General features: G+C 56.7%; 20 protein-coding genes. 7 read left to right on the forward strand and 13 right to left on the reverse strand.

Annotated features, from left to right (window positions below):
* Positions 1-18: 18 nt before the first annotated feature.
* The gene (locus QMG93_RS28695) at positions 19-726 is read right to left on the reverse strand and encodes an ankyrin repeat domain-containing protein (protein WP_413789353.1); all 708 of its coding nucleotides are present in this window, start codon (positions 724-726) and stop codon (positions 19-21) included.
* A gap of 127 nt (positions 727-853) precedes the next feature.
* Between QMG93_RS28695 and QMG93_RS28700 the strand changes: the two genes are divergently transcribed.
* The 5 genes from QMG93_RS28700 (at position 854) to QMG93_RS28720 (ending at position 6,526) form a co-directional block, all read left to right on the forward strand.
* Positions 854-1,747: a LysR family transcriptional regulator gene (locus QMG93_RS28700; RefSeq protein ID WP_281942687.1), complete on the forward strand. Its 894-nt coding sequence runs from the start codon at positions 854-856 to the stop codon at positions 1,745-1,747.
* A gap of 134 nt (positions 1,748-1,881) precedes the next feature.
* Positions 1,882-2,934, forward strand: coding sequence for a BMP family lipoprotein (locus QMG93_RS28705; protein WP_281942689.1), 1,053 nt, complete (start codon positions 1,882-1,884; stop codon positions 2,932-2,934).
* On the forward strand, positions 2,931-4,490 hold the full coding sequence (locus QMG93_RS28710) for an ABC transporter ATP-binding protein (RefSeq protein ID WP_281942691.1): 1,560 nt from the start codon (positions 2,931-2,933) through the stop codon (positions 4,488-4,490). Before QMG93_RS28705 ends, QMG93_RS28710 begins: the two co-directional genes overlap by 4 nt.
* Positions 4,483-5,559 (forward strand): ABC transporter permease, encoded by a 1,077-nt coding sequence (locus QMG93_RS28715; protein ID WP_281942693.1) that lies wholly within the window; start codon positions 4,483-4,485, stop codon positions 5,557-5,559. The genes QMG93_RS28710 and QMG93_RS28715 overlap by 8 nt, the downstream gene beginning before the upstream one ends.
* Before the next feature lie 4 nt (positions 5,560-5,563).
* A complete protein-coding gene (locus QMG93_RS28720; protein ID WP_281942695.1) occupies positions 5,564-6,526 on the forward strand; it encodes an ABC transporter permease in 963 nt (320 codons plus the stop codon).
* Positions 6,527-6,858: 332 nt separating this feature from the next.
* On the opposite strand, the gene QMG93_RS28725 is transcribed toward QMG93_RS28720, so the two are convergent.
* Entirely contained in the window at positions 6,859-7,329 is a 471-nt protein-coding gene (locus QMG93_RS28725) for an ATP-binding protein (protein WP_281942696.1), read from the reverse strand.
* On the reverse strand, positions 7,326-7,661 hold the full coding sequence (locus QMG93_RS28730) for an STAS domain-containing protein (RefSeq protein ID WP_281942698.1): 336 nt from the start codon (positions 7,659-7,661) through the stop codon (positions 7,326-7,328). The genes QMG93_RS28725 and QMG93_RS28730 overlap by 4 nt, the downstream gene beginning before the upstream one ends.
* A gap of 167 nt (positions 7,662-7,828) precedes the next feature.
* On the opposite strand from QMG93_RS28730, the gene QMG93_RS28735 reads away from it, so the two are divergent.
* Positions 7,829-7,990 (forward strand): hypothetical protein, encoded by a 162-nt coding sequence (locus tag QMG93_RS28735; RefSeq protein ID WP_216791449.1) that lies wholly within the window; start codon positions 7,829-7,831, stop codon positions 7,988-7,990.
* 134 nt (positions 7,991-8,124) lie between these two features.
* Here QMG93_RS28735 and QMG93_RS28740 read toward each other — a convergent pair whose 3' ends face one another.
* From QMG93_RS28740 to QMG93_RS28770, 7 genes are all read right to left on the reverse strand, one after another.
* Positions 8,125-8,712, reverse strand: a complete 588-nt coding sequence (locus tag QMG93_RS28740; RefSeq protein WP_281942702.1) for a hypothetical protein — start codon at positions 8,710-8,712, stop codon at positions 8,125-8,127.
* Positions 8,713-8,768: 56 nt separating this feature from the next.
* Positions 8,769-9,110 (reverse strand): general stress protein, encoded by a 342-nt coding sequence (locus tag QMG93_RS28745; RefSeq protein ID WP_108535050.1) that lies wholly within the window; start codon positions 9,108-9,110, stop codon positions 8,769-8,771.
* A gap of 40 nt (positions 9,111-9,150) precedes the next feature.
* Entirely contained in the window at positions 9,151-10,329 is a 1,179-nt protein-coding gene (locus QMG93_RS28750; RefSeq protein ID WP_413789354.1) for a glucose-1-phosphate adenylyltransferase, read from the reverse strand.
* Positions 10,330-10,707: 378 nt separating this feature from the next.
* Positions 10,708-11,904, reverse strand: coding sequence for an ATP-binding protein (locus QMG93_RS28755; RefSeq protein ID WP_281942706.1), 1,197 nt, complete (start codon positions 11,902-11,904; stop codon positions 10,708-10,710).
* Positions 11,905-11,916: 12 nt separating this feature from the next.
* On the reverse strand, positions 11,917-12,837 hold the full coding sequence (locus QMG93_RS28760; protein WP_281942708.1) for a CheR family methyltransferase: 921 nt from the start codon (positions 12,835-12,837) through the stop codon (positions 11,917-11,919).
* Positions 12,834-16,484, reverse strand: coding sequence for a response regulator (locus QMG93_RS28765; protein ID WP_281942710.1), 3,651 nt, complete (start codon positions 16,482-16,484; stop codon positions 12,834-12,836). Before QMG93_RS28765 ends, QMG93_RS28760 begins: the two co-directional genes overlap by 4 nt.
* Positions 16,485-16,548: 64 nt before the next feature.
* Positions 16,549-17,706, reverse strand: coding sequence for a PP2C family protein-serine/threonine phosphatase (locus QMG93_RS28770; protein ID WP_281942712.1), 1,158 nt, complete (start codon positions 17,704-17,706; stop codon positions 16,549-16,551).
* 256 nt (positions 17,707-17,962) lie between these two features.
* On the opposite strand from QMG93_RS28770, the gene QMG93_RS28775 reads away from it, so the two are divergent.
* Positions 17,963-18,418 (forward strand): general stress protein, encoded by a 456-nt coding sequence (locus tag QMG93_RS28775; protein WP_281942714.1) that lies wholly within the window; start codon positions 17,963-17,965, stop codon positions 18,416-18,418.
* A gap of 175 nt (positions 18,419-18,593) precedes the next feature.
* On the opposite strand, the gene QMG93_RS28780 is transcribed toward QMG93_RS28775, so the two are convergent.
* The 3 genes from QMG93_RS28780 to QMG93_RS28790 are packed head-to-tail and all read right to left on the reverse strand — an operon-like array spanning position 18,594 to position 21,365.
* On the reverse strand, positions 18,594-19,511 hold the full coding sequence (locus tag QMG93_RS28780) for a polyprenyl synthetase family protein (protein ID WP_281942717.1): 918 nt from the start codon (positions 19,509-19,511) through the stop codon (positions 18,594-18,596).
* A gap of 34 nt (positions 19,512-19,545) precedes the next feature.
* Positions 19,546-20,172, reverse strand: coding sequence for a response regulator transcription factor (locus tag QMG93_RS28785; RefSeq protein ID WP_063184311.1), 627 nt, complete (start codon positions 20,170-20,172; stop codon positions 19,546-19,548).
* Positions 20,169-21,365, reverse strand: coding sequence for a sensor histidine kinase (locus tag QMG93_RS28790; protein ID WP_281942719.1), 1,197 nt, complete (start codon positions 21,363-21,365; stop codon positions 20,169-20,171). Before QMG93_RS28790 ends, QMG93_RS28785 begins: the two co-directional genes overlap by 4 nt.
* Positions 21,366-22,390: the final 1,025 nt, after the last annotated feature.

The following is a 22,390-nucleotide window of genomic DNA, read 5'->3' on the forward strand; positions in this document are numbered from 1 at the left end:
CAGATGTAAAGAAAGGGGCTAGCGCGCCCCCGCTTTCCGTAAAATTTGTTCGATCTCGCCGAACCCGCGCTGCTTCGCATGCGCGAGCGCCGTCACGCCGTCCTTATCTGGGATGTTCACATCCGCTCCATGCTCCACGAGAAGCCGGACGGCTTGCTGATGCTTTTCACCTCCGCTGCCAAGCACGACCGCTTCCATCAACGCCGTCCAGCCCAGGTTGTTAATGTGATTGACATCGACTTTGGTCCGCGTCAACAACTCCTGAATCACGTCCAGGTGCGCGCGTTCGGCGGCGGGAATGAGCGCAGTACCGCCATACCGGTTCGTCAGCTTCGGGTCGGCCCCCGCCTCGATGGTCAGCTTCAAAATGTCCAGCAAGCCTTCGGCGCCGGCATACAGGAACGGATTGTTCAGCCGGTTGTCGCGTTCATTGACGTCCGCTCCCGCTTCGATCAGCAGCTTCACCGCCTCCGGCTTGTTCGCGTAAGTCGCCGCCATCATCGGCGTGCGGCCCTGCGGGTCCTTCGCGTTTTTATCGGCTCCTGCCTTGAGCAGCCTCCGGAGTTCATTCGTATCTCCCCGCTCCGCGGCGGCGATCAGTGCTTCATTCATCTGCCTCACATCTCCTTTAGGTTGGACTTGAACAATTCCGGTTGCAGGCGCTTTCGCAGACTCCTGGCAGCCGGTCAGCAGCATGACGTGGATTACCAAGCATATCCATCGCATCGGTCCACTTCTGCCTCCTATTTTGGTTCTCTGCTTCCTTATGCTAACATGAGCTTTAACTATACGAAAAATATTAATATTATTGATTTTTCATATGATCATCATATAGTTAGGCAGGTGGTTCCGGATGGATATCAGACAGTTGCGCTATTTCATTGCGATTGCGGAGGAACGGCAAATTACGGCGGCGGCCAAAAGGCTTCATATGGCCCAACCTCCGCTCAGCCAGCAGCTTCATCTGATGGAGCGGGAGCTTGGCGTAACGCTATTGGAGCGGCAAGGACGGCAGCTTGAGCTCACAGAAGCGGGGCGTATGCTGTACAAGCACGCTTTGCACATTACGAAGCTGTTCGAGGAATCGCAGATTGAAGTCAAAGAAGCCGGAAACGGACTGACCGGCAAGCTCAGCATCGGGGTCAATACGCTATCCGACGGAAGGCTGCCGGAACTGCTTCGGAGGTTTCGCGAGAAGTTTCCGGCAATTACGTACAAAATTCAGCAGAACGAATCGGCCCAGCTCTGCAAGCTGGTCAAGGAACGGGCGATCGAGCTGGCGATTGTCCGCTTTCCGCTGGACCTCGGCGATTTCTCGATCCGGCATTTGCGGGAAGAACGGTTCTATTACGTCACCTCCCGGCGTCGCAGCCCCTTGGACGGGAAGGCGGTTTCGTTCGAGCAGATCGGGCAGGAGCCGTTGATCCTCCCCAGCACGGAAGGACTGGGCGTGTATCAGATGATCGTGGAGGAGTTCGCCCGGCACGGGGTGAAGCCGAACGTCTTGTCCGAATGCTCCGACATCGCAATGCTGCTGGAGCTGGTCTCCTCGGACTTCGCCGCCACGCTGGTGCCCGAATCGGTGCTCCGGCTGCACCGCGGCTTCGACGTGCAGGTGTGCGAGCTGGCGGGAACGCATATCGCCTCGTCATCCGTGCTGATTTGGCTCAAGGACCATTACTTGTCCAAGGCGGCACAGAACTTCATCGAGCTGACGGGCGAAGCTCCTTTTTCCGGCAAGGACTAGCGAGTAACTCTATAAACTCCTAGTGCCGACCACCCTTCCGTTTTCCAGCAATGTCATAAGGAAGCAAAGCTTGGAGAATACTATACCCCAAGCTAAGCTACTTTGGCATTCCATTACGGAAGGACGGATACACAATGAAGCGATGGATATCCCTCGGCATGGCCGGCGTGCTGGCGGCCGGGCTGGCGCTGGGCGGGTGCGGCCAGAAGCCTGCGCCACCTAACAACGCGGGAGCCGGCGGTGCTCCGGCAGCAGGCGGCGACACGAAGGCGGGTGCGAAGTTCAATATCGGCATGGTCACGGACCTTGGCGGCGTCAACGACAACTCTTTTAACCAGAGCGCTTGGGAAGGGCTGCAGCGGCTTGCGAAAGATACCGGGGCTCAGGTGAAATATTTGCAGAGCAAGAGCGATTCGGAATATATCCCGAATCTGACCCAAATGGTCAAAGGCAACTTCAACCTGACGTGGGGCATCGGCTTCATCATCGGCGATGCGATGAAGACGGTAGCGACGCAAAATCCGAACGCCAAAATGGCGATTATCGATAACGTCGTGGACGCGCCGAACGTGGAATCCGTGACGTTTGCCGAGAACGAGGGCTCCTATCTGGTCGGTGTCGTCGCGGGCCTGATGACCAAGACGAGCAAAATCGGCTTTATCGGCGGGATGGACATTCCGGTGATCAAGCGCTTCGAAGCCGGCTTCAAGGCCGGCGTGGCCGCGGTCAATCCGAACGCCAAGCTGACGATTAACTATACCGGGGCGTTCGACAAGCCCGATCTCGGCAAAGCCGCCGCTTCCACGCTCTATAACGACGGCGCGGATATTATTTTTCACGCGGCGGGCGCCACGGGAAGCGGCGTGTTCAACGAAGCCAAGGATCGGCTGAAGGCGGGCAAGAAAGTATGGGTCATCGGCGTCGATCAGGACCAGTCGAAGCTGTTCGGCGACGACGTGACGTTGACCTCGATGGTCAAACGCGTCGATCAGGCGGTCTACCGCATCTCGAACGATCTGATCGCCGGCAAATACGAGGGCGGCAAAACGATCGTGCTCGGCCTCAAGGACGAAGGCGTCGGCCTGCCGGACACGTCGAAGAAGAACGTGCCGGAGGACGTGCTCAAGAAGGTCGAGGAATACAAGCAAAAAATCATTAAAGGCGAAATCAAGGTTCCCGAAAAATGAGCGGCGTGAAAGTGGAAATGCGCGGCATCACCAAGCGGTTTCCAGGCATCGTTGCCAACGACGGTATCAGCTTGACACTCCGTCAAGGCGAGATTCTCGCCCTGCTCGGCGAGAACGGCGCAGGCAAATCGACGCTGATGAACATTTTGTTCGGACTGTATCAGCCGGACGAAGGCGAAATCCTCATCAACGGCGAGCCGGCGGCGATCGTCAATCCGAAAACGGCCATTCAGCTCGGTCTCGGCATGGTGCACCAGCATTTCAAGCTCGTGGAGCCATTCACTGTGACGGAAAATATTATTCTCGGGCAGGAGACAAGGCGGGGACTTCAGGTCGATTACGGGAAAGCGGCGCGCCAAGTGTCCGAGCTGTCCGCCCGATACGGACTGCGCGTCAATCCGCGTGCGCGGGTAAGAGACATCTCCGTCGGCATGCAGCAGCGCGTCGAAATCTTGAAGACGCTGTACCGGGGGGCGGACATCCTCATTTTCGATGAGCCGACCGCCGTGCTGACGCCGCAGGAAATTCGCGAGCTGATGGACATCATGCGCAAGCTCGTGGCCGAGGGCAAGTCGATCATTCTGATTACGCACAAGCTGAAGGAAATCATGGCGATCGCGGACCGTGTCACCGTCATCCGCCGCGGCAAGGTCATCGATACGCTCGCCGTCAAGGACACGAACCCGGACGAGCTTGCGGCCAAAATGGTCGGCCGGGAAGTCTCGTTCCGGCTCGATAAGAAGCCTGCCGCCATCGGTGCGCCGGTCCTGGGCGTAGAGAACGTGACCGCCCGGGGGCCCGGCGGCCTGTCCGTGCTCAGCGGCGTCACCTTCGAGGTACGCGCCGGGGAAATTCTCGGCATCGCCGGCGTCGACGGCAACGGCCAGAGCGAGCTGATCGAAGGGCTGACCGGGCTGCGCGGGATTGACGGTGGCCGCATCGCGCTCGGCGGCCGGGAGATTGCGAACCGCTCGCCCCGCGACATCGCGGAGGCGGGGCTGGGGCACATTCCCGAGGACCGGCATAAGCGCGGGCTCGTGCTGGATTTCTCGATGAGCGAGAACATGGTGCTCAAGACTTATTATACCTCCGCCTACAACCGCGGGGGCTTTCTAGACTATGCCGCGATCGACCGGCAGGCGCAGCGGCTGATCGCCGAATTCGACGTGCGGACGCCAGGCCTCCGCACTCCGGCGCGGGCGCTGTCGGGCGGCAACCAGCAGAAGGCGATCATCGCGCGCGAGATCGATCTGAACCCGGATCTGCTGATCGCGGCGCAGCCGACGCGCGGGCTCGATGTCGGGGCGATCGAATTCATCCATAAGCGGCTGCTGGAGCAGCGGGACAAAGGCAAAGCCGTATTGCTCCTCTCGCTGGAGCTGGACGAGATTCTGAAGCTGTCCGACCGCATCGCCGTCATCTATGAAGGCCGCATCGTCGGAGAAACCGACCCGTCTCACACGTCCGACCGCGAGCTCGGGCTGATGATGTCCGGCTCCGGACGCGCAACGGAAGCGGCGGCTCCTTCAACCTCCGGAGGTGAAAAGCATGGCTAAAGCCATTCGTGTCATGACCAAGGATTCGGCGCTCGTTCCGCTGGTCGCCATCGTGCTCGGATTGCTGGTCGGCGCCCTGATCATGCTGGCCGGCGGGTACAATCCGCTCGCCGCCTACGCGTCGCTGATCGAGAAGGTCGTCGGCGATCCGTACAGCATCGGGGAGACCGTCCGCGAGATTACCCCGCTCCTGCTGACCGGGCTGTCGGTCGCCTTCGCGTTCCGGACGGGGCTGTTTAATATTGGCGGCGAAGGGCAGTTTATTATGGGCATGACTGGCGCCACTTGGATCGGCGTCAAGCTGACCCTGCCGTTCTGGCTTCATGCGCCGCTTGCCATCGTAACAGGGGCTGTGCTCGGGGGATTGTGGGGAGGCATCGCCGGGTACCTGAAAGCGCGGCGCGGCGTCAATGAGGTGATTACGACGATCATGCTGAACTGGATTGCGCTATACCTCGGCAATTACATTATCAGCCGCTATTTGCTTCAGCCCGGCCAGCAGCGCTCGTACCTGATTCACGACACCGCCTCGATCAGTCTGAACGCGCTCAGCGCGATGTTCGGCAACGCCCGGCTGCATCTCGGCATTCCGATTGCGCTGCTCGCCGCCGTCGCGTTCTATGTCCTCCTGTGGAAGACACGCCAAGGCTACGAGCTTCGCGCAGTCGGACACAGCCCGTCTGCGGCGGAGTACGCCGGGATGAACGTGAACGCGGGCATTGTGCGGGCGATGTTTATCGGCGGGGTCTTCGCCGGGCTTGCCGGAGTGTTTGAGGTGCTCGGCGTCTTCCACTATCAAGTGATCAGCGCCGCATCGCCCGGCTACGGCTTCGACGGCATCGCCGTCGCGCTGCTCGGCGGCAACCATCCGCTCGGCGTCGTGCTCGCCGCCGTCTTGTTCGGCACGCTGACGTACGGCTCGGCCGGGATGAGCTTCGGCGCGGACGTGCCGCCGGAAATCATTCGCGTGATCATCGGCACCGTCATCTTCTTCGTCGCCTCGCACGGGATCATCCGCTGGCTTCTGAAGCCGCTGCGGGCCGGGCGCAAGCCGAGGGAGGTGGCCTAAACGGATGGATGCGCTTCGCATTCTCGGTGAGTTGATCCATACGACGCTCGTCTTCTCGACCGCGCTTATTTTTACGGCTATGGGCGGCATCTTCTCCGAGCGCTCCGGCGTCGTCAACATCGGCCTGGAGGGGCTGATGATCTCCGGCGCGTTCGCCTCCGCAGTCGCGGCCTGGTACGCCGAGCAGGCGGGCTTCGCGGACGCCGCGCCCTGGATCGGCCTCTTGGCGGCCATCCTGGTCAGCATGCTCGTCTCGCTCATTCACGCGGTCGCCTCGATCACCTTCAAAGCCGATCAAGTCGTCAGCGGTGTCGTCATTAACTTTCTGGCCGCCGGATTTACGGTCTATCTCGTCAAAATTTTGTTCGCAGGCTCCGGACAAACGGAAACGCTGAACGCGGTGTTTCACAATGTCGCCATCCCCGGACTGGCGTCCGTCCCGCTGCTGGGCTACGGCGTATTCACCGCTTACCCGACGACGTATTTGGCACTGGTCGCCGTCGCTCTCGGCTGGTACGTGCTGTTCAAAACCCCGTTCGGCCTGCGCCTCCGCGCGGTCGGCGAGCATCCGGGAGCCGCAGACACGCTCGGTGTGAACGTTACCCGCATGCGATATATTGGGGTGCTGCTGAGCGGCGCGCTGGGCGGGCTCGGCGGCGCGACGATCACCCTCACGACGACGAGCAACTTCTCGCACAACACGATTTCGGGGCAGGGCTTCATTGCGCTGGCAGCGATGATTTTCGGCAAATGGCATCCGTACGGCGCCTTGGGAGCGGCGATCTTCTTCGGCTTCGCGCAAGCGATCCGAAACTTTGTGCAGCTGCTCCCGGTCTCCCAAGCGATTCCGATGGAGTTTATCTACATGCTCCCCTACATTCTTACGATTCTGGTGCTGGCGGGCGCCGTCGGCCGCGCTTATCCTCCCGCGTCGCTCGGCGAGCCGTACGACCCGGGCAAGCGTTAACCGAGCCACGCGAAAAAAGCCGCTTCCCCCGTGCTGCGATCGTTTGCTGCGATTAGCACAGCCGGGATGCGGCTTTTCGATTAAGGTAACATTCCATGCAGGAAGCTTGTTGAGAAAGTGCCAAAGGAGATTACAGAGGTTACGAAGGGGTGGGGTATCCACTTCCGACCGCTTGTTGTCCTCGGGAAATTTGATTGGAAGCCGCTTAGTAGCGGACATTTCCCGAGGACAAAGGCGGCCGCTATCGCTTCTCCAGTGGTTACCCCACCTCTGTATGCTTCTCAATTTAGGTCAAAATCCTCTTTTCCACAGCCTGACTGCATTCCATGCAGTCACCCGGCCGCAAGCCGTTTGATCAGGACCATAGCTTCCGGCGCACCTTCGCTTTCGCCTCCGGGCTCCACGCGAAGCTCATCCACCAACGCCTGCAGCAAATACAGGCCGATTGGCGAGTCCTCAAGACGCTCCAAGGCCTTCGCCCCCTCCTGGGGCAGCTTCACGGGACGCAGCGCTTCCCCGAACGTAATATCCGGCGAATCCGTTCCGATCCGGATCTTGAGCTCCGTCTCCTCCAGCGTGAACGTCAGGCACAGTATCGGCAGCGGTTCTTTATCGCCGGCTTGCAGGATCGCGTAATTGCACGCTTCGGTCACCGCTACCTTCAAGTCCTCGATCGCTTCGTACGACAACCCTACCCGGACGGCCACGCCATACAGCGTCAAACGGACTGTATCCAGATCGTCCGCCTGGAGCGGCACACACAAAACGACGGTTTTCGTTCCGGCCTCCGTTTGCCCCTTCATAGTCCGCCCCCTTCAATCGTCAGATAACGGGACAACCCGGTCATGTCGAACAGCCGCCTGATTTTGGCCGGCACTTCTTGTACGGCAAACGACGCATCCTCCGGCTGCCGTTTCTTAAGCACAGAGACGAAAATCCCGATTCCCGTGCTGTCAATGTAAGTCAACTCCCGCAAGTTCAGCTTGAGCGGCACCGTCCGCTGACCCGCCAGCGGCTCCACGACGGAACGGAATTGCTCGGCCGTGCTCAAATCAAGCTCGCCGGATAAGAACAACACGTTCGCTTCCGGCGTATTCAGCACTTTGACATGGAACTTCTGCGCGTCTCTGTCCATCCGCTTTTACCTCCCTCTGAATCCATGATTATTTGTAGAATAGCAGATTTTAGGAAGTTTTTCACGGTACTCCGCAGCGAAAGCTGCTGATTCACTGAAAAGCAGCCGGGGTAATCATCACTAACGAGGCGCCCGATAACTTCAGCTCAGACAAGGAGTGATTGAAGATGGATGATCCTATGAAAAGCGTGGACATCGAGAAGAAAAGCGTCGAAAAACGGATGGATTCCGGCATGGTCGCTTCCACCTTCATCAAATACGCGGCTTACGTCGTCATCTTTTTCGGCTTTCTCTATTTCCTGGTCCGTTACATCCTGCCCATGTTCTAATGTGCCCCGTTACGATACGCGCACCGGCCCCGCCGCGTGCGCTTTTTTGCGTTATCGGCGGCCCCTCCGGGCTTGACAACAAAATAAAGGCCAGACCGAAGCCTGACCTCTCTCCCGCATGCGATTTTCCGTTGTCAATCGGTTGCCGTATGGAAATAATGAACGGACAGCAGCTTCCCGGTGTGCTCGTCCAAGAACAGCTTGAGCGCCCGCTGGCCCCGCTTGTAGACAATCCCGTCCTCGCCGACCCAATCCGGCGGGCCGAGCGTTTGCCGCAGCGTATCCGCATTCATCGCCAGCTTCTTGCCGTCGATCTCGATCGTACCCGTCTGGACGGGAACCATGACGTATTGGACGAACTGATCGTAAAGGCCAATCCGGCAATCGTCGTATACGAAGATGCGCTCGTCCTTGAACAAAGGATCGGTTTCCTCGGCATTCGGCTTGCCTTTCATTTCGTAAAGCGTTTTCAGATCGTCCGTAACCGAGACTCCGTTGACCCGTTCCAGCGGCCATTTGACAGGTCCTCCAATCTCGGCTCCAGTTCCGGCTTCTTCGTAGACGGCGGTATTTACGGTGTGCGTCTGTTCCGTTGCCGCCAGCGCTGACGGATAAGAAAGCTTGTCCAATGCCGCAGGCGAATCTTCGGCGGAGCTCCATGAGGCTCCGGTCAGTCCGATTGCAGCCGCGCCGATCAACCACCATTTGCTTAACCGTTTCATTGGAATCACCTCTCCCGTGTTGTGTCAGGCAACGGATCGAGTTCAGACGTTTATGTTTAGTGATTTAAAATGACATTCTCATCGACGGCAATGACAATGCGTCCGCTCGCCATCTCCTTCTCGTAGAATTCGACCGCCGACATGGACAACCCGAGAGACAGCAGCTTCTCCCGCAGCGCCATACCCTCGCACTTGTACAGCGGCGCAACCGTATGCGCCATCGCTTCTCCCACGAACCCGATCCGGCTTGTGTACTTGGGCTTAAACATCTCCTCCGTACGCACATTCTCATGAGCCAAAATCTGAATCTGATCCACGCCGCGGCCGGCCGATTGAAAATCGCGGACCGCCTGCTTCACTTCCTGCTCGCCCTTGGCTACTACGATCGAATGAAACATCGGAAACGCCTCCTCCAGTCGGTAGTATCATCAAAGCTTCTTACCGGACGTGCTCCAGTTGAAACTGCCCGATCGGCATGTACACTTTCGGCTTCTTGCCGCTTGGTTTCATGACCATTTCCGCGTCGCCGACGACGGCGATCGACGACTTGGACAAGCTTCCGACAGTGGCCCCGTCCATCAGGACCGCTCCTTCTCCGATGATCGCGTTGCGGGCGAAGACGCCCCGTCCAATATGCGCATTCGGCATCACGATGCAGTTGCGGAGCACGCTGCCCCGCCCGACGTACACGTCGTGCGAGATGACCGAGCGTTCCACTTGTCCGAAAATATGGCTGTTGCCGGCGATCAGCGAATACGTGACGCGGGCCGAGGGATCGACGTAAGAATGTCCGGCTACGCAAGCGGGCGTATGCATCGGCCATGCGGCTTCGCTGCAGCGGAATCGGGGCTGCTCGCCGATCAGATCCATATGCGCTTCCCACAAGCTCTCTACGGTTCCGACATCGCGCCAATATCCTTCGTACGAGTATGCGTACAGCTTGCCTCCGGAGCGCAGCATGGCCGGTATGACGTCTTTGCCGAAGTCCCGGGAGGACTGCGGATCGCGCGCGTCGCTATCCAGCATCCGTTTCAAATAAGACCATTTGAATATATAGATGCCCATTGACGCGAGATTGCTTTTCGGCTGGGCCGGCTTTTCCGCAAATTCAACGATCCGTCCTCGGCTGTCCGTCCGCATAATGCCGAAGCGGGGGGCTTCCTCCCATGCAACCGGCGTGACCGCAATTGTCGCATCGGCCCCGCTATCCTCGTGCTGCTTCAGCATCCGCCGATAATCCATCCGATATATATGATCGCCGGACAAGATCAACACGTGCTCCGGTTCGTGCCTCTGGATGAACGCTTGATTCTTGTACACCGCATCCGCCGTGCCCGTATATTCGCTGTCCTGCGGCGGCAGCAAGGTTACGCCGTCCGCGGCGTTCGACCAGACCGCCCCGCTGCCGATATGTTCATGCAGGGACGCCGCTTGATATTGAGTCACGACACCAACCGAGCGAATCCCCGAATTTTTGCAATTGCTCAAGCCAAAATCGATGATCCGGTAAGCACCGCCGAAATGAACCGCCGGTTTCGCTTTGGATGCGGTCAACACGCCCAACCGACGGCCTTCCCCGCCGGCAAGCAGCAAAGCTACACATGCTTGGGAATTCATCATTTCACCTGCACCTCTCTGTTGGTCTAGTGTTTCGTCGCTTTCGTCCGATACCTATGATTAACCGGGCACCCGGTCTATGAAACATAAACTGGCAGCTTTCATAGCAGGAGCCATCGGTTTTCAAGGTGAGTCGAATGGATCGTTTGATCTTTAGTTTTATAATTTTTTAACAAATTTATAAATTTTGCGACGGTGTCACGAAGAGCAAGGAGAGGGGAAGTTGACGGAAAATGTAAATTGCAGGAGATGATGTCCGATCGGTACCGGAAGGCGGAGCGGAAAATCGGCGAAGGAAATGTCCGCGGTTTTGCAGACGGATTTTGAGGATTGGAGGATTGGGGGATTAGGGTAAGCAAACTTCCCCCTTATTCCCCTTTATTTGACGACGCTTATGCATTCGTATTCGACGCAGCCCTTAACCCGGATGGTGAAAACGAACTCCGCCCCCCGGCGGCTTCCCGGCGCAAGCGCGATGTGGCCGCCCATGAGCTGCACGAGATTTTTGCAGATCGCCAGCCCCAGCCCCGTCCCGCCGTATTTGCGGGTTAAGGACGAGTCCACCTGCGTAAACGGCTGGAACAGCATGCCGCGCTTCTCCTCCGGGATGCCGATGCCCGTATCGGAGACACGGAACTCCAGCTCCAGCTGCTCTTCCGAGTGGGTTAGCACCGCGACCGAGACGTGCACGCCGCCCTGCTCGGTGAATTTGACGGCATTGCCGACCAGGTTGATCAGCACCTGCCGCAGCCGCGATTCGTCGCCGATGATGCACTCGGGGATCGCCGGATCGACATCGTACGTAAGCTCCAGCGACTTGCTGCGGCTTTCGGCGTGAAACACCTCGTACGTTTCGATCAGACTCGTCCTCAGGTTCAGCGGCTCCTCTTTGATCTCCATCTTGCCGGACTCGATCTTGGACAGGTCCAAAATATCGTTGATGACATAGAGCAGCGCGGCGCCGCTGCGACGAATCGTATCGACGTACTCGCGCTGTTCGGCGTTCAGGTCCGTCTCCACAAGCAGATCGGCCATGGCGATGACCCCGTTCAGCGGGGTCCGGATTTCGTGGCTCATCATCGCCAAAAAATTCGCTTTGGCCATGGCCGCCTGCTCGGCCGCTTCCTTCGCCCGCTGCAGTTCCCGGGTACGCTCGTTCAGGAGCTCGGTTTGCTGCTGCAGTTTTTTTTGCGCCAAATAGATGCTGACGAAGCCTTCGATCTTCGACTTCAGCGTGCGCGGCACGAACGGCTTCACAATATAGTCGATTGCGCCGACGGAATATGCCGTGAACGCCTGATCCTGCTCGTCCGGAGCCGCGGTGATGAAGATGATCGGCACCGCCCGCGTTTTTTCGCGCGATTTGATCCACTGGGCCGTCTCGAACCCGTCCATCCCCGGCATGTGCACATCGAGTACGATGACGGCGAATTCGTGCCTGAGCAGACAGCGCAGCGCCTCCTCCCCGGAGGTCGCCTTCTCCAGAATATAGTTCTGGTCCTCCAGCACCGCCTCAAGCGCAAGCAGGTTCTCCGGTTGATCGTCCACCAGCAAGATGCGGATCGGCACATCCATACAAACCTCACCTCATTCAATCTTGCGAAATATTTTCTCCTGCGGATCCAGCGTCTCGTAATGCCCCGCATGCTTCGTAAACGTAATCGACTCCTTATGCCCCAAGACGAGAATCCCCTGCGGGCACAAGCTTTCGTAGAACAGATCGTGCGCATGATTTTGCAAGATCGAGTCGAAATAAATCATGACATTGCGGCAAAAGATGACGTGAAACTCGTTAAACGACCGGTCCGTCACCAGGTTATGCTGTGCAAAAACGATCCGCTCCCGCAAAAAAGGATGAAACACGGCCACATTCCCGGATGCGCCGTAATACCCCGAGAACGCATCCTTGCCTCCGGACAGCATGTAATTTTTGGTGTATTCCTGCATTTTCTTGAGCGGGTAAGCGGCACGCTCCGCCACATGCAGCACCTCTTCGTTAAGGTCGGTCGCATAGATGCGCGCCCGGTCGTACAGCCCTTCCTCGTATAGCAAAATGGCGGTGGAGTATACCTCCTCCCCCGTCGAACAGCCCGCATGCCAGATGCGGAAGGAAGGCAGCTCCCGCAGCAGCGGCACGACCCGCTCCCGGAACGCCGCGAACAAGCTCGGGTCCCGGTACATCTCGGTCACGTGAATGACCAGATCGTCCACCAGACGCTCCGCGCAGCTCCGATCGTGCAGCACCCGCTCCTGCAGGCCGGATACGGTGATCAGCTTCTCCGCGTAGACACGGTGCCAGATGCGCCGGCGGACGGACGGATACGCGTAATTGCGGAAGTCGAAGCCGTACAGCCGGTACAGCCCCTCCAGCAGCAAAGCGATCTCGATGCGCTCCCGTTCCTCTTCTTCCCGGGTGCCCCGGCCTCCGTCCGCCTCCGAATAGACGGAGCCGAGCTTGCGCAGCACCCTCAAGTCCCCGGACTTTTGATCGTACAATCCGCCGCTCATTTGTATAACCATACCCGCATAAGCGAGAGAAGCTGCTCGGTATGCACCGGCTTGGTAATATAATCGGAGGCTCCGGCTTGAATGCATTTCTCGCGGTCGTCCTTCATCGCCTTGGCCGTCAGGGCGATAATCGGCAGCCGGTCGAATCGCTCATCGCCGCGGATGACGCGCATCGCCTCGTAGCCGTCCATCTCCGGCATCATGATGTCCATCAGCACGAGATCGAAGTCCGGCTCCCGTTCGAGCGAATCGAGCGCCTGCCTGCCGGTCTCGGCGAACGCCACCTGCATGCCGAGGCCTTCGAGCAGATTAGATAGCGCGAACACGTTGCGGATGTCATCGTCGACGAGCAGCACCTTTTTGCCCTTGAATACCGTTTCGATGCTGTGCAGCTTCTGCAGCACCTGCTGCTTCTCTTCCGGCAGGTTCTCCTCGACCCGGTGCAGGAACAGCGACGTCTCGTCAAGCAGCCGCTCCGGCGACTTCACATCCTTGATGATGATCGATTCCGCATATTTCTTCAAACGCAGCTGCTCTTTCTTATCGAGCGTCTTGCCGGTATAAATCACAATCGGCAGCCGCCGCAGCCCCTCATCCGCTTTGATCCGGTCGAGCAGCTCGTAGACGGACGGCTCCGTCATTCCGTAATCGAGCACCATGCAGTCGAACGGCTGCGCCGCCAGCACCTCAAGCGCCTCCTCACCACCCGCGACGGCCGTAATACGGACGTCGTCATGAGCGATCAGGTTCACCAAGCTCTCGCGCTGCTCTTCGTCCGGCTCTACAATGAGCAGATTGCGCAGGTCACGGTTCAGGAACGATAAAATATGTGTAAACGCCTGCTCCAAATGCTCTTTGCCGGATGGCTTGCGCAGCCAGGCGATCGCTCCCATCGACAGCCCCTGATGCACCTCGTCTACGACGGAAATGACATGTACCGGAATATGGCGGGTGGAAGCGTCGTTCTTGAGCTGCACGAGCACGGACCAGCCGTCCATGACCGGCAGTTGGATATCGAGCAGAATCGCATCGGGCTGAAGGGTCTTGGCGAGCTGAAGTCCCTTATCCCCCTGCAGCGCGACGACCGCCTTGAAGCCCCGGCTCCGCGCCATGTCCAGCAGGATTGCGGCAAAATGCGCATCGTCCTCGATAATCAGCAGCACCCGGTCGCCTTCCGCAATGCTGTCGCGGTCGTCCGCGAAGGCAGTCACCGGCATTGCGCCGCTTTCGGCCGCTTGTGCGAGCGACAGCGGCGAAGGCAGCGGCCACCTATCCGGGGCCTCCGCCGAGGGCGGCATAGCGGCTGACGCCGCTTCGGCCGCGCCGGACGCCAGCCGCGCGTCGTGTGGCAAGTACAGCGTAAACCGGCTGCCGCGGCCCTCCTCGCTCTCCAGCTCGATCGTTCCGCCGAGCAGCGAAGCCAGTTGCCTGCTGATCGAGAGGCCGAGTCCCGTCCCGCCGTACTTGCGACTCGTCGTTCCGTCCGCCTGCTGGAACGCTTCGAAGATTAACTGCTGCTTATCGGGAGAAATCCCGATGCCCGTATCCTCGACCTCGAAGGCAACCATCGGCCGAGGTTCCGCGAGCTGCCGAATGGCGAGGCGCACGCTCCCGGAATGCGTGAACTTGAAGGCGTTGGACAGCAAATTTTTCAAAATTTGCTTCAGCCGTCCGCTGTCCGTTTGAATCTGTCCCGGCGTCTCGCCGCCGAAATCCACCTCGAAGGACAGCCCTTTGGACCGGGCAATCGGTCTGAACGCTTTTCTCATCGATTCGGCCGTCTCCAGCAAGCAGACCGTCTCCTCATGCAGCTCCATCCGGCCGGATTCGACCTTGGCCAAATCGAGCACATCGTCGATCAGCTTAAGCAAGTCGCAGCCGGACGAGTAGATCGTCTCGGCGTACTCCACCTGCTTGCCCGTCAAGTTGCGCTCCTTGTTCTCTTTCAGCAGTTGGGAAAGGATCAGCAAGCTGTTGAGCGGCGTCCGCAGCTCGTGCGACATGTTCGCCAGAAATTCCGATTTGTACCTAGAAGCCAACGCCAGCTCAAGCGTCTGCTTCTCCAGCTTCTCCTTGGCCAGCTCGATCTGACGATTGATCTCCTCCGTCTCCCGGACTTGCTCTTCCAGCTCCGCGGTCTTGCGGACCAGGGCATCATTGCTCTGCTCCAGCTCCTCCTGCTGCCGCTGCAGTTGCTCCTCCGACGCCCGCAGCGCCCGCGTCTGCTCCTCAAGCTTCTCATTGGAAGCCTTGAGCTCATCCTGCTGGGACAGCAGCTCCTCCGACTGGGTCTGCAATTCGTCGGTCAGCGCCTGATGAATCCGCAGCAACTCCTCGATCCTCAGTCGTCCCATTAAGGCGTTCAGCGTCACGCCCAAGTTCTCGCTCGTCTGCTCGATTAGCTTCTGCTCCAGCTCCGAGAACGTCTTCAGCGACACCAGCTCGAACACCGCGATCACTTCGTCGTCGTACTCGACCGGCTGAACCGTTAGCGTCAGCGGCTCCAGCTCGCCGAAGGCGGAACGGATTCCGCCGTATTCTCCGACGACGCCTTCGACCGTGATCGGCTTGCCGTCCTTCGCGCACTGTCCGACGAGCCCTTCTCCGAGCGGAAGCTCGGCAGCGGCCGTGCTTTCCGAACGGGCGTATGTGCCGGCAAGCAACAGCTTGTTGCCGTTCGGCGTCTGCTTCAGCACATAGAGCGCCCCGTTCTGCGCGCCGACGGTCCGGGCCAACTCGCCGATGAACGTTTGCGCCATCTCCTCGACCTTCCGCGAATCCTCCAGCATCGCATACATATGCGCGATCTGCGTTTGCAGCCACAGCATGTCTTCATTCATTCTATGCAGCGCCCGCTCGCTTGCCGTTGCTTGCTCCAGATCGTCCGCCAGCCGATTGAACACACCCGCAAGCTGGCCGAATTCGTCATTGGACGTAATGGGCACCCGGTAAGCCGCTTCCCCCCATTTCCCGTTCGCAAAATTCGTAAGCATCGCCGAGAGAATGTTCAGCCCCCGGCTAAACCCGAGCACGATCCACAGCACAATCGCCACGCTCAGCAGCAAGCCGACCAGCGTCAGCAGCCCGGTATACGTCAACGTCTGTTGGTTGTCACTCAGCGCCTGCGTGATAGCCGCATCCATCGCTTCATTGTGGAAATTCGTCAAATTGCCCATGCTGCTCGTAAAATTATCCTGCAGCTCAATCCCCACGTTCGTGCGAAGCGCGTTGGCCTCCGCTTGTTTGCCGCTTTGGTTCAGACGGACGACTTGGTCCTTAAAGTCCAAGAAGCGTTTGCCGTGCAGCAGAACTTCGTCGGCCAGCTCCCGTTCCTTCCCTTCCTTGGAAAAGTTGTCAATCTGCTGAAGGCCTTGCATGACCTTGCTGCTGACCGTCTTGACGACTTCGGCATTCTTCTTATCGCTGTCGGCCGAGTCGATCAAGAGCAAATTCACGATGCCCTTGGCAAGCTCCGCCGCGTCATTTCGCACCTGCGTACTGATTCGTACTTTCTGATACCGGTTCTCATAAATTTCCTTAATACTGGAATCCGTGCCTGTCAGCCGGTTCAGGCCGACGCCCGCCAAAGCAAAAATCAGCACCAGCAGGATGCCGAATCCCATAAACAGCTTCGTCTTCATCTTCATCAGTTCATTCCCTCTCCCGTCCCTTTCTCCCTCTCTTCGTATTATCTTTATTCATGGCCGCCATCTACGTAGCGGTGATCAGCACCATGCAAATATCGTCGCTTTGCGCCTCCCTTACATCCTGCGGCAGCAGGGTCTCGACCAGGCATTCGGGGCTGGGCGCCTGATGAATGCAGCTTTGCAGACGCAGCGCCAGCAGATCCGACTCCGCCGCGTCCTCCGGGTAAGCGTCCGGCAGCGGCAGCGCCTCCAATAGCCCATCCGTATACAAGGCGATCCGGATCGGCTGCTCATAGGTGAAGATGCTCTTCGTAATCTCCATCTGATCGAAGAAGCCGACGGCGCAGCTTCCCTGATTGAGCGCCACCGGCGCTTTTCCCTCTTCAAAAAGAAACCCGGGCGGATGGCCCGCATTCACATATTCGATCGTCTTCGTCTGGGTATCGATCAGCAAATAAATCGCCGTAAAATAATAGCTGACCGACGGATTTTTATGATTGAGCTGGTTCATGTACCGGTTCAGCTCCGTCACGACGAACTCCGGCGAGACGAAGCGCGTGATCGTGTCCTGCATGACCGAGGAAATGAACATGCACACCAGCGAAGATGAAATCCCGTGACCCATAATGTCCAGGATGATGACGCCGTGCCGGTCCTCGTCAATCCGGTACCATGCGTAAAAATCACCCGCCAGCTCGAACGACGGGTAATACGCGGCGCTGATTTCCAGCCGGTCCTTCTTCAGGGGCGGGCTGAGCACGCTGCCCTGCACTTGTCTGGCCAGCTCCAGCTCCTCGCGGATACGGGCATCGTTCTCCTTGTGCCAATCCTTCTCGTATTTGAGGCGCAGCGCCGAACGAATCCGCGCGATCAGCTCGATTTTGTTCACCGGCTTCATCACGTAATCCATCGCCCCGGCCTCCATCGCCTCCGCCAGCTTGTTGGAATCACCAAGCGCCGTCACGATAATCACCGGGATATCCTTGAGGCGCTCATCCTGCTGAATGCGACGGCACGCTTCGATCCCGTCCATCTCCGGCATCATCATATCCATCAGGATCAAGTCGACCGGCACCTTGCCTCCGTCCGCATACTCGGTGAGCCGCTGCATCATTTCCACCGCCGAAGAGGCTTTCCAGAACGAGTCGTATCCTGCGCTTTTCAATATTTTTTCGATCACAATGAGATTGACCGGGTTGTCGTCCACGATGGCAATGTTCATACCTTATTCGTCTCTCCCTTGTCCGTGTACATCCTTTGCCCTCAATGGCAAAGGTCCGTTCTTACCATTATAGCTTTTTTTTAAGCTTAATTAACCGAAAACGGAACGTTTGAATCAGCCCGAGAATTGTTTCGGTCCAGAAAATCCGGGTTAATGAAGCATAAGCCGGACCGATCCGGACGGCTGGCCAACTCCATGGCAGACATGCCCGGAAGTCCGGACGCATGATCTGAACCGATTCGAGGAGGGACGACTCATGAGGACAAAAGTGAAGCTGGTAGAAGGTGAAGAGTACGCCATCCGCGCCATTCGGGGCTTTCGTGAGGAAGGCCATTCCCTAAATGAAATTTATGTGCTGGCGCATGACGATGACCGGACCGAAGGGCTCAGCCGCTTGACCGATACGAATACGATCGGCGTGATGGAGGAAGGGATGGCGACTGCCTTCGCCAACCTGTTCCGCTCCCGCGGCGATCAGCTCCGGGCGAAGATGGAATCGCTCGGCATCTCCGCACTGGAGGCGGAGCGGTACGAGAGGGAACTGGACAAGGGGCGCATTATGGTGCTCGTCTGGTACGAGGACGATACCCGCACCTTCGAGCGGACGGACGAAGACCTGGTCCGCCGCCGCGAGCACCCCGAGGACGTGGCGATTCCTCCGATAGGCGGCATATACATGTCGGGTCCGGGCGGCCCGGGCGGCATCGTGTAGAGCTCTTGTTGGCTGTCACGGAAGGCCTGAAGCTCCCCCCGCTTGAGGCAAGCCGTTTCTGACCGGGGCCGACGGGCACTGAACGTTTCCGCCCAAACCAAAAAGCACCTCGATCCTTTTGCGGGTCTCAAGGTGCTTCTTTATCTTTTTTGGGGCTGGGTGAAAGGACCGGCCGCTAGGCAAAAGCGGCATACGTGAGCTCCCGGAACTTTTCCTTCCACGGGGACGGGACCTGGAGATCGATCCATAGCTCCTCTGCTTTTTGAACGCATACGGACTGCACGATCTTGGTATATTCGATGCAGCCGGAATCCACGATCAGCCGCATATACTGCTCTTTATCCTGTACAAGAGCGTCTGCGGTGATTTTTCCTTCATAATATTCCTTCACCGGGCGAAACGCTTCGCTATCTACATTAAGCAGATACAGCACAGGCAGCGTCCGCTTGCGAAGCAGCAAATCGCTCTTCACATCGAATTGGGCGATGTCCTTCAGATCGTTCTGGATTTGGTGAATCATCCCGACGCAATCCGCCAGATCGTCGATCCGCTCCATCGTCTCTTCGCTGCAATCCGTCAGACAGTACCCCATCAGACAAGCGAACCGGAACAGGGACCCCGATTTCTCCTGAATCATTGTGAGATAATCGTCAACCTCGGATACCACCTGATTCGTGACGTCCTTATGCTGTCCGCTGACCGATCGGGACAGCATCTTGCTGATCTCATAAAGCGAACGCCCGTTTACTCCGCATTGGCCCAGCTCCCCGATGAATCCCGTCAGGAAGACGAGCACCGCGTTTAACGCCACCGCCGGCGGACACTGCATCCATGGCTTGCTCTCGTGATCCTGATCCTGCAGGTCGTCGACGATATCGAAGCAGAGAAGAATCAATTCCGTCGCCGCGGCCAACCGGTCGATATGCGGCGAAGCTCCTCCCAGCATGTCATGGGTGCAGCGTGTAATACTCGACCACGACCCTTGTTCCTGCGCCTTCTCCTCGATGAATGCTTTGAGCAAAGCATTGAGATCCTCCGCGCCCACATGATCGTCTACCATCCGGTACATATGCTCTACTGTCTCCCGATCCAATCCGCCCGTCCCCCTGATTGTCCATGTAAAGTGACTATGTATAATGCCTGCTCTTAATAAATTTCTCCATCGCTTCCATTCTCGACTTCGCGCCCAGCTTGTCGTAGATTCGGCGCAGGTAATTATCGACGGTACGTTTGCTCATATGGATGTGATCGGCAATCTGATCGTGCGTAGCCCCTTTGACGACCATGCCCATCATCATCACTTCTTCATCGTTCAAATCTTCATACGAAGGCGAGCCGCTCAATTGAATCTGGTGATACAGCGACAGCGGCAGCATCGTATGGTTGTCCAGAATGCAGTTCACCATGTTCTTGATCGTTCTGATGCTGGATTCCTTCGAAAGCACGCCGCTAACTTTCAGCTCGATGAGCCGATTCATCGCCCCCGTCAAGTCGTGACCGGTAAAAATCACAATATGAATGTGCGGATATTCCTTCTTGATCTGCGCTGCAACATCGGTCCCCGACAGATCGGGAAGCTGGTAATCCAGAAAAACAAGCCCCGGCTGGTGCTTCTTGATCTGCTCCATGCCTTCCTCGGCGCTTTTGGCAATGCCGACGACTTCAATGCAGTCCGTGTCCTCCAATAACTCCTTCGTCGCGTGGGCAACGAGAGGATGATCATCGATTACGAGAGCTTTGACCGTTTCGTTCATACGGACATCACCTCCCGGACCGGAATCGTAATCACGAACTTCACACCGGCGCCTCGCCGCGAATCGCACTCCAGCTTTCCGTTCAAATGCAAGATACGACCTCTCATTTGCTCCACTCCCATCCCAGATGCTCCAATCTCCATGCGAGGTACTTGCGTGCTGTCAAACCCGACGCCATCGTCTTCATAAGTCAGGCAAAACCTGTGATCCTTCACTGTCATGGCAAAAGATACTTTCGTAGCCTGCGAATGCTTCTTCGCATTGTTAAGCAGCTCCTGGATAATGCGGAAAATATGCCTTTTCGTCGTCAAATCCTTCGATTCGATAGAGGAAGCACCCTCTTCCTTGAACTCGATCTCGAACGGCGTATGGTACGCTTCCTTGTCCAGATACGTCCGCACGGTTTCGATCAGCCCGATCTCCTTCAGCAGGAACGGATTCAATTCGAAGCAGCTTTGCCGCAGGCTGTTGTTGATCATTTCTACGAAATTGATAATGTTGTTCAAGTGCTCCTTGTCTTCCTTGTTCATCGCGTACTTGTCCAGCAGTGCCACGAATCGCCGTTTAAGGAAAAACAAATCCTGCATCGTCGTATCGTGAAGATCGGCGGCAATCCGGAGCCGTTCTTCCTCTTGCAGCTCGAACATGATTTTGCGGAACCATTGAATGTCCTGCGCCGACTGCTCGTCGGGCAACTGCGCCGCCAGCAGCTGCATCTTCGCCGTCAGCTTGCGGATCAAGTGGACATTCTCCAGACTGACCTCCAGGTAGGAAGTAATCAAGTGAAGCCATTGAACCTCTTCCTTGCCCAGCAAGGTGTTCGCTTTGTTGCTCGTGATGACGAGGTAGCTGGCGTATTCTTCATGACGGTTAATCTCGATACAGGTGTATATCGGATGGTGAAGCCAAGTCGATGAGCGGATCATCTCCTTGATCTCCGTCGTATCGATCTCGCCTTCGTCGATGATCTCGGTATCGTTCTCGTACTGGAACACGATCGCACCGCCCCTTACCTGGAGCGTCTTGACAATGTCCACGAGGACGATTTCTTTCAAATCGCGGAAGCTGGAGATGGCTCCGAGACTCTTGGAAATTTTCTTGAGCGCCGTCTGGAGGACGTACTTTCTAGGGAAAAGGAACCGTTCCAGTCTCGTTGTGAAGTATTCGGCCGAGTACATGACAGAAGATAGCATGATGATAGAGCCTGCAAAGATAAATACAATTTCTCTTGCATCTACTAAATCTTGAAACAAGAAAGCGTAGCTTCCTGTAAAAAGGGCAGACGGTATGATGGCAAGCATCACAGCAAAGGCAAAACGACGAAGCACCAGACCTATATCATATAGCTGGTTCGAGGCAATCAAGTAGGCAAACGAAATCGGAAAAAATAAAATAAACCAGCTTGTGTAAGCAGGATCAACTTTTGCTGAACCTTCAATTAATCGAGGCAGGAACGAAATACAAATAATCGGAATAAACGAAATAAATAGTGAAAACCAAACAATGGTTATAATGCTTGAAAGATATGACTTCTGTCTTCCAACTTTAAAGTATAAGAAAGTAAGGACACTGATGTTCAATATAAATCCCATAATAAAAAACCATAAAGTAATATTTCCATTATAGCTATAGATTGTATATGCTGCTGGAGGATAGAACTGAAATAATCTTATCACAAACCCTAGTAAAGCAACCGCATAAAAATATTTCAAAATCTTAGAAGGTAACTGTATATTTCCCTTTTCTTTAAAAAAAACAACTAGAAAATGAAAAAAAACAAGGGGCAATACCATCATAAAACTGGTAATTAAAAGTTTGCCAACAACATCTCCCCTAATTGAAGCCCCTTGACTCATGTAGATAATTACGAAAGTTAGAAACACAACCGCCAATAATTTTGCCGACGAAGAAGAACGCATTTTAGTAAACAGCAAAGCTGCCATAAAAAGACTCAAGCATTCCCCTACTAAAGGAAAAATATCGTAGGATAGCATGCTTCTGGTATTTATTAAAATTTTCTGTTCAATTCCATCTCTTGATACGATCATTTCCCGCGCTTGCTCTATTACTTTCCATTTATAAATCATCTGATTCTCTTCGGGCAGTTTACCGTCCACTTGCTTTATGACATCTCCGGCCTTTAGATCAAGGTTTACACCGGCACCTTCTTTATCCAAAAAGTTAATCGCCCACTCGTTCTGTTGATTTACCTTGAGGT

It is taken from the genome of Paenibacillus tyrphae (genome assembly GCF_027925525.1).
In the GTDB taxonomy this organism is placed as follows: Bacteria; Bacillota; Bacilli; order Paenibacillales; family NBRC-103111; genus Paenibacillus_G; species Paenibacillus_G tyrfis_B.